Annotated in this window: 13 protein-coding genes; 7 read left to right on the plus strand and 6 right to left on the minus strand. The window is 67.8% G+C overall.

Features of this window, described 5'->3' with window-relative positions:
- Window positions 1–83: 83 nt before the first annotated feature.
- The 3 genes from ACZ9YD_RS12460 to ACZ9YD_RS12470 are packed head-to-tail and all read left to right on the plus strand — an operon-like array spanning window position 84 to window position 2,537.
- The gene (locus tag ACZ9YD_RS12460) at window positions 84–1,148 is read left to right on the plus strand and encodes a class I SAM-dependent methyltransferase (protein ID WP_465075564.1); all 1,065 of its coding nucleotides are present in this window, start codon (window positions 84–86) and stop codon (window positions 1,146–1,148) included.
- Window positions 1,145–1,852, plus strand: a complete 708-nt coding sequence (locus ACZ9YD_RS12465) for a pseudouridine synthase (RefSeq protein WP_465075565.1) — start codon at window positions 1,145–1,147, stop codon at window positions 1,850–1,852. Before ACZ9YD_RS12460 ends, ACZ9YD_RS12465 begins: the two co-directional genes overlap by 4 nt.
- A complete protein-coding gene (locus tag ACZ9YD_RS12470; RefSeq protein WP_465075566.1) occupies window positions 1,845–2,537 on the plus strand; it encodes an HAD family hydrolase in 693 nt (230 codons plus the stop codon). The genes ACZ9YD_RS12465 and ACZ9YD_RS12470 overlap by 8 nt, the downstream gene beginning before the upstream one ends.
- Window positions 2,538–2,637: 100 nt before the next feature.
- Here the strand turns inward: ACZ9YD_RS12470 and ACZ9YD_RS12475 are convergent, their stop codons facing one another.
- The 5 genes from ACZ9YD_RS12475 to ACZ9YD_RS12495 form a co-directional block, all read right to left on the minus strand.
- Window positions 2,638–3,042, minus strand: a complete 405-nt coding sequence (locus ACZ9YD_RS12475; protein ID WP_465075567.1) for a lysozyme inhibitor LprI family protein — start codon at window positions 3,040–3,042, stop codon at window positions 2,638–2,640.
- Window positions 3,043–3,122: 80 nt separating this feature from the next.
- Window positions 3,123–3,419 carry an ArsR/SmtB family transcription factor gene (locus tag ACZ9YD_RS12480; protein ID WP_465075568.1) on the minus strand — a complete coding sequence of 99 codons (297 nt, stop codon included), beginning with the start codon at window positions 3,417–3,419 and terminating at the stop codon, window positions 3,123–3,125.
- Complete coding sequence (locus ACZ9YD_RS12485; RefSeq protein ID WP_465075569.1) at window positions 3,416–4,456, minus strand: cation diffusion facilitator family transporter; 1,041 nt, start codon at window positions 4,454–4,456, stop codon at window positions 3,416–3,418. The genes ACZ9YD_RS12480 and ACZ9YD_RS12485 overlap by 4 nt, the downstream gene beginning before the upstream one ends.
- 202 nt (window positions 4,457–4,658) lie before the next feature.
- On the minus strand, window positions 4,659–5,207 hold the full coding sequence (locus ACZ9YD_RS12490) for a DUF1415 domain-containing protein (RefSeq protein WP_465075570.1): 549 nt from the start codon (window positions 5,205–5,207) through the stop codon (window positions 4,659–4,661).
- A gap of 5 nt (window positions 5,208–5,212) precedes the next feature.
- Window positions 5,213–5,695, minus strand: coding sequence for a YajQ family cyclic di-GMP-binding protein (locus tag ACZ9YD_RS12495; RefSeq protein WP_465075571.1), 483 nt, complete (start codon window positions 5,693–5,695; stop codon window positions 5,213–5,215).
- Between the two features lie 136 nt (window positions 5,696–5,831).
- Between ACZ9YD_RS12495 and ACZ9YD_RS12500 the strand changes: the two genes are divergently transcribed.
- The 3 genes from ACZ9YD_RS12500 (at window position 5,832) to ACZ9YD_RS12510 (ending at window position 8,807) form a co-directional block, all read left to right on the plus strand.
- The gene (locus ACZ9YD_RS12500) at window positions 5,832–6,881 is read left to right on the plus strand and encodes an NAD(P)-dependent alcohol dehydrogenase (RefSeq protein WP_465075572.1); all 1,050 of its coding nucleotides are present in this window, start codon (window positions 5,832–5,834) and stop codon (window positions 6,879–6,881) included.
- Window positions 6,882–7,232: 351 nt separating this feature from the next.
- The gene (locus ACZ9YD_RS12505; protein WP_465075597.1) at window positions 7,233–8,189 is read left to right on the plus strand and encodes a DMT family transporter; all 957 of its coding nucleotides are present in this window, start codon (window positions 7,233–7,235) and stop codon (window positions 8,187–8,189) included.
- Between the two features lie 81 nt (window positions 8,190–8,270).
- Window positions 8,271–8,807, plus strand: a complete 537-nt coding sequence (locus ACZ9YD_RS12510) for a DUF1453 domain-containing protein (RefSeq protein WP_159681446.1) — start codon at window positions 8,271–8,273, stop codon at window positions 8,805–8,807.
- A gap of 96 nt (window positions 8,808–8,903) precedes the next feature.
- Here ACZ9YD_RS12510 and ACZ9YD_RS12515 read toward each other — a convergent pair whose 3' ends face one another.
- Window positions 8,904–9,536: an OmpW/AlkL family protein gene (locus ACZ9YD_RS12515; protein ID WP_159681447.1), complete on the minus strand. Its 633-nt coding sequence runs from the start codon at window positions 9,534–9,536 to the stop codon at window positions 8,904–8,906.
- Between the two features lie 437 nt (window positions 9,537–9,973).
- Between ACZ9YD_RS12515 and aceF the strand changes: the two genes are divergently transcribed.
- Window positions 9,974–11,710 (plus strand): dihydrolipoyllysine-residue acetyltransferase, encoded by a 1,737-nt coding sequence (aceF, locus tag ACZ9YD_RS12520; protein ID WP_465075573.1) that lies wholly within the window; start codon window positions 9,974–9,976, stop codon window positions 11,708–11,710.
- Window positions 11,711–11,714: the final 4 nt, after the last annotated feature.

Raw genomic sequence — 11,714 nt, forward strand, 5'->3', positions numbered from 1 at the left:
GGCGCGGGCGGTCGCGATCGGCTGTTCCACGGGCGCGGTGGCACGACCGGTAGAATCGACGCCCGTCCCGCATCCGCCTCTTCATGTCCGATCCCGCCCTCGACGCCCTGTTCCTGCCGCTCGAACACCGCCAGATCGCCTGGCCCGACGAGGGCGCGCTGTTCCTGCGCGCGCGTCCGGGCGTGCCAACGACGGGTGGCCGTTGGCCGGGTCTGGTCTGCGAACAGAGCCTCAAGCCGCTGCATGTGGCCCTGCAGCGCGCCGGCCTCGAGGTGTTGCCCGGCGACGACGGTGATGTCGCATTGCCGCGCAAACCGCTGGTGTTGGTGCTGCCGCCGCGCCAGCGCGACGAATCGCGCGCGGTGCTGGCGCGCGCGCTGCAGGCGGTGACGCCGGGCGGCTGGGTGCTGGCCAGCGTGTCCAACGACGAAGGCGCGAAGTCCGCGCAGGGCGATCTCGCCCGCCTCGCCGGCAACATCGGTGCACTGTCGAAGCACAAATGCCGCGTGTTCTGGGCGCAGGCCGGCGACACCGTCGACAGCGCGCTGGTCGAGGCCTGGGCCACACTGGACCGTCCACGCGCCGTGCTCGGCGGCCGTTTCCAGAGCCGCCCGGGCGTGTTCGCCTGGGATCGCATCGATCCTGCATCCGCGCTCCTGGCCTCGCACCTGCCGAGCACGCTGGCCGGGCGCGGCGCCGATCTGGGCGCCGGTTACGGCTATCTGTCCGCCGAACTGCTGCAGCGTTGCCAGGGCATCACCGCGCTGGACGTCTTCGAAGCCGAAGGCCGCGCGCTGACACTGGCGCGCCAGAATCTCTCCGCATTCGGCGCGGGCGCGACGCTGGCCTATCACTGGCACGACGTCACCACCGGCGTGCCGCAGGGCTATGACTTCATCGTCAGCAATCCGCCGTTCCATGCGCACGGCCGCGAAGGCCGACCCGACATCGGACGCGCGTTCATCGGCGCCGCTGCGGTCGCGTTGAAGCCGGGCGGCGCCTTGTGGCTGGTTGCGAACCGGCATCTGCCGTACGAGGAGGTGCTCGATGCGCGTTTCAGCGAGGTCAACGAGGTCGCGTCCAGCGGCGCGTTCAAGGTGATCCACGCGGTACGCGCCCGCGCCACGCCTGCGAGGCAGCGCGCATGAAGCTGGTCAAACTGCTCGCCAATCTGGGCTACGGCAGCCGCAAGCAGGTCGCGTGGATGTTCCGCGAAGGCCGGGTCACCGATGCGGCGGGCGACGTGTTGTATGCCGACGACCAGGTCGGCCATGCCGACGTGCGCGTGGACGGCGAACCGCTGGATCCGCCGCTCGGCCTGACGCTGCTGCTGCACAAGCCGCCCGGCTACACCTGTTCGACCAAGGACACCGGACGGCTGGTCTACGACCTGTTGCCGCCGCGTTTCCGGATGCGGTCCCCGGTGCTGTCGTCGGTCGGTCGACTCGACCGCGAGACCAGTGGCCTGCTGCTGTTCACCGACGATGGCCAGTTGCTGCACCGGATCATCTCGCCGAAGGCCGCACTGCCGAAGGTCTACGAGGCCACGCTCGCCGAGCCGTTGCGCGGTAACGAGGCGGTGTTGTTCGCCAGCGGCGCGATGCTGCTGGAGGCCGACAACACCCCATTGAAGCCGGCAGTGCTCGACGTGCTGTCGCCGACGCGGGCGCGGCTGACGATCACCGAGGGCCGCTATCACCAGGTGCGGCGCATGTTCGCCGCGGTGGGCAACCACGTCGTCGCGCTGCATCGCGGCCGCGTCGGTGGACTCGCGCTCGATGATCTGCCGGAGGGCGAATGGCGTGCGCTCGACGCCGACGACATCGAGAGGCTGATGGCTGCTCATGGCTGAGGTCGCGCCGCTGCCGTTCCGGCCGGCGGCGGTGATCTTCGACATGGACGGGCTGATGCTCGACAGCGAGCGCGCGATTCTCGACGCGTTGCGTACCGCCGCGATCGACCATCGCGCGGATATCGAACCGGACTGGTGGCTGTGCCTGATCGGCCACACCGAAGCCGTCTGCCGCACGCGCCTCGGTGCGCATATTGGCGACGTGGCGGCCGATGCGTTGCTCGCGGACGGGCATGCGCGCTATGTCGCGGTTGCCGAGAGCGGGGTGCCGCATCGCCCGGGCATCGTCGCGTTGCTGGAACTGCTGCGCGCGCACGACATGCCGCGCGCGGTCGCGACCTCGACGCGATCACCGCTGGCGCAGCGCAAGCTCGAAGCGGCGGGACTGCTCAAGTATTTCGATGTGGTCTGCACGAGCAGCGACGTCGCGCAGCCCAAGCCCGCGCCGGATGTCTACCTGCTCGCGGCCGAATGTCTGGGTGTGGCGCCGTCGCAGTGCCTGGTGCTGGAGGATTCACCGACCGGCGTGCGCGCCGCGCTCGCTGCGGGCATGACCGCGGTGCAGGTGCCGGATCTGCTCGCGCCGGACGATGCCGTGCGCGCGCTCGGGCATCGCATCGTCGGATCGCTCGAGGCGGCGCAGGCACTGCTTGCGCCGTGGCTGGTCGCAGAGCAGACAGACTGATCAATGTGATGGGTTTCGCTGTCGCTCTACCTGTCCTGCGGTCAGGTCACGTGCGCTTCGTGGGAAGGGTAGAGCGCAGCGAAACCCATCAGCACACCTCTTACCTCTGTGGCTGCAACCGCGCCAGCTCGCTCGCGCGCTCGGTGGTCATCATGCGCACGCAATCCGCCGCGGCGACCGACGCCAGCGTGCCGCCGTCGGGATCGGCGCGGAACCGGCAATTGGCATCGCGATACTGGATCCACAACCGTTGCGCCGCGCGCAGGCGTGTCTGCTGACCGGACGACACCGCGGCCAGCGTGCGCCGGTATTCGGCATTGAGGCGGGCGTCCTGCAGTTTGGTTTCGTTGCCGATGCAGTCGAGCATGCGCGCGGTCACGCCGCCGCCCGCGTCCATGCAGCGGGTGAAGCCTGCGGAGGCGTCATCGGCTGCGCTGGCCGACGGCACATGGGTGCAGCCGGCGACCAGCAGCAGGGCGACGGCGATTCGGGACGGGATCGACATGGGCAGCGCTCGGCAGCAAGTGATGCAGGCCAGTGTCGACAGCGCGGCTCGCGCCGGCGTGAACGCGTCGACACGTCAGGTCAGGCGTGCTCGCCGGTGTGGTCGAGCATGTCGCGCAGCATGTCCTGCACATGCGCGTCGTCAGCTTCGTACAGCACCTGGCGCGCTTGACGTTCGCCACGCACCAGCCGCGCGCCGCGCAGCAGTCGCAGGTGATGGCTGACCAACGGCTGCGAGGCGCCCGTGCGGCGTGCGATCTCGCCGACGGCAACCGGGCCGTCGAGACAGGTCAGCAACACGCGCAGACGTGTGGGATCACCGAGCAGCTTGAAGGTCTCGGCGAGGATCGACAGCCGCGCATCGTCGACAGCGGTCATCGCGCAGGCCCGGGCGCGTGCGGCATGTCGTGCGGGTGATTGTGGGTGTCATCGTGATCGTGATCGTGATCGTCGTGATGCACGTGGGCGTGCTTATGCGCATCGCCACTCCGCTGCCGCTCCAGCGCGCATTGCGCCTGCGGCATGTGCACGACTTCGACAGTGGCATGGCCGATCGCGAACCGCTCGGCGAGCACGCGCTTGACCGCGGGCACCACCTGCGCCGGCTGCGCGTCGTCGGTCAACGTGAGCTCCAGCGTCGCCAGCACCTTGCCCGACGTGATCGACCACACATGTACGTGGTCGATGTCGGCGACGCCGGGCACGGTGTCGCGCACGTGGTTCTGCAGCACAACGATGTCGATGTCCGGCGGTACCGCTTCCATCAGAATGTCGAACGCGCTGCGCAGGAGCGCCCAAGCGCTGCGCAGGATCAGCAAGCACACCAGCACTGACAGGATCGGATCGATCGGCATCCATCCAGTGAAGTGGATCACCAGCGCCGCGATGATCGCCGCGACCGAGCCGAGCAGATCGCCGAGCACGTGCACCGTCGCGCCCTTGATGTTGACGTGCGACTGGTCGCCGCGATGCAGGATCCAGAACACCAGACAGTTCACCAGCAGGCCGACCACTGCGACCGCGAGCATCGGCCCGGCCAGCACCTCGCCCGGACTGCGCATCCGCTGGATGGCCTCCCACACGATCCAGATCACCAGCGCGAACAGCGTGACCGCATTGACCAGGCCGGCCAGCACCTCGAAGCGCATGTAGCCGAAGGTGCGCCGTGCATCCGACGCGCGGCGCCCGATGCGGAAGCCCACCCAGGCCAGCAGCAGTGCGGCCGCGTCGGTCAGCATGTGGCCGGCATCGGCGATCAGCGCCAGCGAGCCCGACAGCACGCCACCGACGACCTCGACCAGCATGAAGCCCGCGGTCAGCGCAAACCCGGTCAGCACCACGCGTTCGTTGGCGGCGGAGACCGACGGCGCGTGGCTGTGGCCGTGTTCGTGGGTGTGATCGTGGTCGTGCGACATGGGGAGCGGGGCATGTAGGTCCGGCCGCCATTATATAAATATATTTTTATATGTTGATAGCGGTCGCCGTCGCAGCCGGTCGGCTGGCTCCGACGGCGACCGGGTCAGGAATTCCCTGCAGCGTTGCGGGCAGCGACCATTCCGACGACTGCGCTACTTTGCGGTGGCCAGGCACGCGACGGGGCCACGCGTCGCGCCGCTCTCAGTTCGCTTCGGTGAACAGCCGTGCCCAGCCGGCATGTCCCAGCGTTTCGAGCGTGCCGAGATTGCGGTCGATGATGCGGTCCGGTTCCGGATACGCATCCACCGCGCGCGCCACGCTGTCTTCGCGCAGCAGATGCAACGTCGGGTACGGCGCGCGGTTGGTGTAGTTGCCGATGTCGTCGGGCGCGGTGCCGGCGAACTGGTACTCGGGATGGAAGCTCGCGACCTGCAGCACGCCATCGAGTTCCAGCGCCTCGACCAGACCATCGGCCTCGTCGAGGAAATCGTTGTAGTCGAGAAAATCCCCGAGCACCTGCGGATGCACGATCAGCGTCGTGTCGATCGCGCCGGCCGGCGTGTCGCGCAGGCGCAGCAGTTCCTCGCCAAGCTCTTCCAGCAATGCTTCAGGCGTGGTCGCATCGCTCAGTACGAATCGCACCTGCTCCTTGACCACGACCGCCTTCGCGAACGGGCACAGGTTCAGCCCGATCACCGCGCGTTCCAGCCACAGGCGGGTGTCGGCGATCGGGTCGGCGCTCGGAAACATGCGGATCAGTCGCGGAAGTTGTCGAACTGCAGCGGCAGCTCAAACTCGGCGCCCCGCAGCAGCGCCATCGCGGCCTGCAGATCGTCACGCTTCTTGCCGTTCACGCGCAGCTTGTCGCCGTTGATCTGGCTGTCGACCTTGAGCTTGGCCTCCTTGAGCGTGTTCTGGATCTTCTTCGCCAGATCGCGCTCGATGCCCTGCTTGACGGTGACCGTCTGCCGCGCGCCGGCGAGGTTGGTCTCGATATCGCCGAACTCCAGGCACTTCACGTCGATCTTCCGTGCGGCCAGGCGCTGACGCAGGATCTCGGTCATCTGCTGGACCTGGAAGTCGCTCGGCGCCGACTGCTTGATGGTCGACTCGTCGAGTTCGTAGGACGCCTCGACGCCCTTGAAGTCGAAGCGCGTGGTCAGCTCGCGGTTGGCCTGGTCGACGGCATTGGTGAGCTCGTGGGTGTCGACTTCGGAGACGATATCGAAGGAAGGCATGGGGCACCTGCAGGTGGGACGAAGGCGCGCAGATTACCGCACGGGCGGTATGCGCTGTTCCGCCACCGCCACGTCAGCGATGCACGCCGGAGCGCAAAATGGACAATCCCCAAACGCTCCTGACGAGGCCTCCGCCATGCTCGAGACTCCCGCCTACGCTGCCGCCGACGCCACCACGCCGCTCGCGCCGACCACGATCCAGCGCCGCGCCCCGCGCGCCAATGACGTCCTGATCGACATCGCCTTCTGTGGCGTCTGTCATACCGATCTGCATCAGGTCCGCGATGAATGGGGCGGTTCGATCTTTCCGATGGTTCCAGGCCACGAAATCGTGGGCCATGTCGCGCAAGTCGGCACCGGCGTCACGAAGTTCAAGGTCGGCGACGCCGTCGGTGTCGGCTGCTTCGTCGACTCGTGCCGGTCATGCGCGCAGTGCCAGGCGGGCGAGGAGCAGTTCTGCGAGCAGGGCATGACCAGCACCTACAACGCGATGGAGCGCGATGGCAGCGCGCCGACCCAAGGTGGCTATTCGACCCGCATCACCGTCGACCAGGACTACGTGCTGCGCGTGCCGGAGTCCCTGCCGCTCGACGCCGCGGCGCCGCTGCTGTGCGCCGGCATCACCACGTATTCGCCGCTGCGCCATTTCGGGCTCAAGGCTGGCGATGCGATCGCGGTGGTCGGCCTCGGCGGCCTCGGCCATATGGCAGTGAAGTTCGCCGTGGCGATGGGCGCGCGCGTGACCGTGCTCAGCACGTCGGAGTCCAAGCGCGACGATGCGCTGAAGCTCGGCGCACACGATTTCGCCGCGACCCGTGACGATAAAACGTTCAAGACGCTGGCCAAGACCTTCGATTTCATTGTCGACAGCGTGTCTGCGCCGCACGACTACAACGCCTATCTGTCGCTGCTGAAGGTCGACGGCACGATGATCCTGCTCGGCGTACCTGACCAGCCGTCGCCGGTTGCCGCCGGCGCACTGATCATGCAGCGCCGTCGCTTGACCGGTTCGCTGATCGGCGGCATTCGCGAGACCCAGGAAATGCTCGACTTCTGCGCCGAGCACGGCATCGTCTCCGACATCGAACGCATCGGCATCGCCGATATCAACACCGCCTATGAGCGGATGCTCAAGGGGGATGTGCGCTACCGCTTCGTCATCGATACGGCCACGCTGAAGGGCTGAGTGCCTGCACCTTCCCCCGCGAGCGGGGGATGAGGGTGGTCCGCTTGCGCGGCACCGCCGCGTGGATCGGTCGAATGCCCGGCGTGCTTCGCCGGGCCGGGCAGGCCGGGATGGGGCGAACCGTGCGTGTCGGCGCAATGCACCGGGCGCGATCTCACCGACGAACTCGCACGAGGAGGGCAGTGCCGAGCTCGGACCGTTCGCTCCCACCCATCCCGTCCCCACAATGCGGGGGCGGGCTTCAGCTGGCTGCTTGCAGAGACGCAATGCTGATCGGTGATCGGCTGGATGGTGAAGAGAGTTCAGCACGTTCCGGCTCAGCCCACCTCGCCCGCCCATGCGAGGATGCGCATCCGCACCACCGCCTCGCCCATCGTCATGTCCGCTTCTTCCGCTCCCACCGATGCCCGCGCCGCCGCACTGTGGATGCTGTTCGCGGTGCTCGCGTTCGCCGGCATGGACGCGGGCATGAAGTGGATCGCCAACGACTATTCCGCGTTCCAGGTCGCGACCTTCCGCAGCCTGGCCACGCTGCCGTTGATCGTCGGCTGGCTGCTGCTGCGCGGACGCGCTGGAAGTCTGCTGCGCATCCACTGGCCGCTGCACCTGCTGCGCGGCGTACTGGGCGTCGGCATGATCGCGGGCTTCGTCTATGGCCTGGCGCGGATGCCGCTGTCGACCGCCTACGCGATCGTCTTCGTGTCGCCGCTGATGGTCACCGCGCTGGCCGTGCCGCTGCTCGGCGAGAAGGTGGGCCCGCGTCGGTGGACCGCGATCGCACTCGGCGTCGTCGGTGTGCTGGTCGTGCTGCGGCCAACCGGCGAAGGCATGGCGACGCTCGCCGGGCTGTCGGTCGTCGGCGGTGCGCTGTGCTATGCGATCGCGTCGATCACTGTGCGCAAGCTCGCGCAGCGCGACAGCCCCGAGGCGCTGGTGTTCTGGTTTCTCGTGCTGATGGCGGTCTTCGCCGGTGCGCTGGCGTGGCCGGACTGGCAGCCGCTGCAGCGCGAACACGGGTGGGTGCTGGCGCTGATCGGCGTGACCGGTGCGCTGGGCCAGGTCGGGCTGACGCATGCGTTCCGGCTCGGCGAGGCCAGCCAGGTCGCGCCGCTCGAATACACCGCATTGCTGTGGGTCGTGCTGCTGGATCTGTTCGTCTGGCAGGTGCTGCCCGACGGCATGACGTGGCTGGGCGCCGGCATCATCGTCGCCAGCGGTCTCTACATGTTCCGCCGCGAAAAGGTGTTGGCCGGGACGGGCGAGGTCGACGGCGACGTCAAGCGACTCGACGGCACGCCGCCGCCGTAAGCGACGGCACACCTTCATCGTGGTCGCGCGCTGCTTCGCCGATCATGCCGCCTCCAACTCGCCGGAATCCGCCACACCGCCATGCCTCTTCTGCTGCTCGCCGTGGTCCTACTCGCCATCTTCGCGTTGCTGCTTCTGCTATGGCCGCTGGCGCTGTGGAACCGCTATCGCGTCGGCACCTCGCGCCGACGTCCGCCGCGTTGGTTGACGCGCCTCAATGCCTGGCTGATCCCCGCATCGGCGCTGGTGTTCCTCGGCGGCATGGGCATCGCCCAGTGGTTCGTCGCCCACGCATTTCCGTATGCCGCGCTCGGTGTGCTCGCCGGCCTGGCGCTCGGTGCGCTGGGCTGGCTGGTGACGCGCGTCGAACATCTGCCTGGCCAGGTCTGGTACACGCCAAACCGCTGGCTGGTGCTGGCGCTGACGCTCGTCGTCGTGGCCCGCGTGTTCGCGGGTATCTGGCAGGCCTGGGAACGCATGCGTGGCGATTACGCCGCGCTCGCGGCCTGGGGCCCGCTCGGGGAGCCGGCGGGCCTGTTCGCGGTCGCCGGTCTCGTCATCGGTTACCACGCCATGTATGCAGTGCTGCTGCAATGGCGGCTGGGGCGCTGGCTCTGATCTGACTACCCGGGCCCGCCCGGAGCGTCGCCAGGCGGGCGCAAAAAAAGACCCGCCGAAGCGGGTCTTCCATGGCACACGACTCTGGGAGAGAGGTCAGAAGCGTGCGCCGATACCAACGCCCACGGTCCACGGGTCGAGCTTGAGCTCCTGACCGGTGGACACGCCGGCCTGGTTCACGTCGGCGCGGCTGCGCAGGTAACGCGCATCGGCACGGGCAAACCAGGTAGGAGTGATGTTCATGTCGACACCGACAGTGCCGATCGCGCCCTTCGGCGACGACAGGCTGACGTGCTCGCCGCCCGGATTGAGGTCTTCACCACTGATGTTGGAGTGGTGGTAACCCAGACCCACGAACGGGCGGAAGGTGTTGTCTGCCTGACCAAAGTGATACTGGCCGCTCAGCGCGATCGGCTGCTGCTCGACGGTGCCGACCTTGCCGGCGTCGTTGCGGACGCGGTGGTCGAACTTGTCGAGGGCGCCCCACAGTTCGGCGCTGATGTTGTCGGTGAAGTTGTAGGAGACCGATGCGGTCGGTGCGGGGCCGCCGTCGACTTCGACGCCATCGTTGGCGCTGCGGTTGGTCGGCTCGAGCAGAGTGGCGCCGCCGACGACCGAAAAGCGCTTGCCGGACGCGGTGTCGCCCGCATCCTGGGCGAAGGCAACCGACGAAACAGCGAAGCTGGCCAGGGTGGCGAGCGCAAGAACGCGCTTGTTGGACTTCAGCATGGGGTGTGCTCCTTCTTGAAGGCCGGACCGTGTCGCGGGTCCAGCGTTGCGACATGTCGCAGCGTGCGGGGGCGGCGCTGCGACCTTCCTCTGCGGGAAGGCGGCGCCATGCTCGCAATCGGAAGCTGAATAGACGATTTGCGCTAGCTGAAGCGTTCGCAACGCTTCACCGTGTCTTCGGGAACCCGTTCGCGCAGTTCATCTGCAAGGGCGTGCCGATGCGACATCCACGCAACGCAAGCGCCAAAAAATCCATGTGCCGTCGTCGAATGTCACGGCTGCGACGCAGCGTTCCGCATTCGGTGTCGGGCATGCACGCGCGCTGCGCGCGCAGCGCATGTGCACGCGCGCCCATGCGTGTCCGTACGCGATGCAACAGTTGGCGCAAACCCGGCTGGGCCGCACAATAGCGGGTCACGAGATGCCCGGAGGGCCGCATGGCCGACCTGAAAGAAGCACGCGTTCCCGACATTGGCGGGTTTGACGATGTCCCGGTGATCGAGGTGCTGGTCGCCGTCGGCGATACGGTGTCGGTCGACCAGGGGCTGGTCACGCTCGAATCCGACAAGGCCACGATGGAAGTGCCGGCGCCGTTCGCGGGCGTCATCAAGGAACTGAAGGTCAAGGTCGGCGACGCCCTGTCGGAAGGCGGCGTGGTTGCGATCATCGAAGCCGAGGGCGGCGACGCCCAGGCGGAGGCGCCGGCGAAGGCCGAAGCGCCCGCGAAGACCGAAACCCCGAAGGCTGCCGACAAGCCTGCTGCCGAAAAAGCCGCACCGGCCACGAAGGCCGAGGCGCCGAAGGCGCAGTCCGGCGGTGGCGGGACGCAGGAATCGAAGGTGCCCGACATCGGCGGCTACGACGACGTGCCGGTGATCGAAGTGCTGGTTGCGGTCGGCGACACGGTCGAGAAGGACCAGGGCCTGATCACGCTGGAATCCGACAAGGCCACGATGGAAGTGCCGGCCGCGGTCGCCGGTGTCATCAAGGAACTGAAGGTCAAGGTCGGCGACACGCTGTCGGAAGGCGCCGTGGTCGCGATCATCGAAGCCGCGGGCGATGCACCTGCTGCGGCGTCCGAGCCGGCCGCCGCGCCGGCCAAGGGCAAGGGCAAGGACGACAACGCGGTCGAGCCGGTCGCGACGCAGGGCAAGCCCGACAGGATCGCCGAGGCTTCGATCGAACATCGCGCGCCGGGCGGCGGCAATCCGCCGGTGCGGTTCGACGCTGATGCGATCTTCCCCGACAAGGTGCCGTATGCCAGCCCCGCGGTGCGTCTGTTCGCACGCGAGCTCGGCGTCGATCTGACCCAGCTCAAGGGCAGCGCCAAGGGCGGCCGCATCATCCGCGAGGACGTGCAGTCCTTCGTCAAGAGCGCCCTGCAGGGCGGCGGCGCGAAGGCCGCATCCGGCGCGCCGGCAGTGGCGGGCGGCGGTCTCAACCTGCTGCCGTGGCCGAAGGTCGACTTCGCCAAGTTCGGCGAGATCGAGGTCCAGGAACTGGGCCGCATCCAGAAGATCTCGGCGGCCAACCTCGCGCGCAACTGGGCGATGATCCCGCACGTCACGCAGCACGACGATGCCGACATCACCGATCTCGAAGCGCTGCGCGTGCAGCTCAACAAGGAAAACGAGAAGGCCGGCGTCAAGCTGACCATGCTCGCGTTCCTGATCAAGGCCTCGGTCGCGGTGCTCAAGCAGTACCCGCGCTTCAACAGCTCGCTCGATGCGTCCGGCGAGAACCTGACGCTCAAGAAGTATTTCCACATCGGCTTTGCCGCCGACACGCCCAACGGTCTGGTCGTCCCGGTGATCCGCGACGCCGACAAGAAGGGCGTTATGGAGATCTCGCAGGAGATGTCCGCGCTGGCGAAGAAGGCGCGTGACGGCAAGCTCGGTCCGGCCGACATGCAGGGCGGCTGCTTCTCGATCAGCTCGCTCGGCGGCATCGGCGGCACCAGCTTCACCCCGATCGTCAACGCACCGGAAGTCGCGATCCTCGGCGTGTCGAAGTCGGCGATGAAGCCGGTCTGGGACGGCAAGGCCTTCCAGCCGCGCCTGACCCTGCCGCTGTCGTTGTCCTACGACCACCGCGTCATCGACGGCGCCGCGGCCGCGCGCTTCACCGCGACGCTGGCGCAGCTGCTCGGCGACATGCGCCGGGTGCTGCTGTAAGCGT

The organism is Luteimonas sp. AC640a (assembly GCF_979256585.1).

Excerpts from the sequence above, each read along its gene's own strand:
- ACZ9YD_RS12470 (WP_465075566.1), top strand. The coding sequence starts at position 1,845 with ATGGCTGAGGTCGCGCCGCTGCCGTTCCGGCCGGCGGCGGTGATCTTC.
- ACZ9YD_RS12475 (WP_465075567.1), bottom strand. The coding sequence starts at position 3,042 with ATGTCGATCCCGTCCCGAATCGCCGTCGCCCTGCTGCTGGTCGCCGGC.
- ACZ9YD_RS12465 (WP_465075565.1), top strand. The coding sequence starts at position 1,145 with ATGAAGCTGGTCAAACTGCTCGCCAATCTGGGCTACGGCAGCCGCAAG.
- ACZ9YD_RS12515 (WP_159681447.1), bottom strand. The coding sequence starts at position 9,536 with ATGCTGAAGTCCAACAAGCGCGTTCTTGCGCTCGCCACCCTGGCCAGC.
- ACZ9YD_RS12510 (WP_159681446.1), top strand. The coding sequence starts at position 8,271 with ATGCCTCTTCTGCTGCTCGCCGTGGTCCTACTCGCCATCTTCGCGTTG.
- ACZ9YD_RS12500 (WP_465075572.1), top strand. The coding sequence starts at position 5,832 with ATGCTCGAGACTCCCGCCTACGCTGCCGCCGACGCCACCACGCCGCTC.
- ACZ9YD_RS12480 (WP_465075568.1), bottom strand. The coding sequence starts at position 3,419 with ATGACCGCTGTCGACGATGCGCGGCTGTCGATCCTCGCCGAGACCTTC.
- aceF (WP_465075573.1), top strand. The coding sequence starts at position 9,974 with ATGGCCGACCTGAAAGAAGCACGCGTTCCCGACATTGGCGGGTTTGAC.
- ACZ9YD_RS12460 (WP_465075564.1), top strand. The coding sequence starts at position 84 with ATGTCCGATCCCGCCCTCGACGCCCTGTTCCTGCCGCTCGAACACCGC.
- ACZ9YD_RS12485 (WP_465075569.1), bottom strand. The coding sequence starts at position 4,456 with ATGTCGCACGACCACGATCACACCCACGAACACGGCCACAGCCACGCG.
- ACZ9YD_RS12490 (WP_465075570.1), bottom strand. The coding sequence starts at position 5,207 with ATGTTTCCGAGCGCCGACCCGATCGCCGACACCCGCCTGTGGCTGGAA.
- ACZ9YD_RS12495 (WP_465075571.1), bottom strand. The coding sequence starts at position 5,695 with ATGCCTTCCTTCGATATCGTCTCCGAAGTCGACACCCACGAGCTCACC.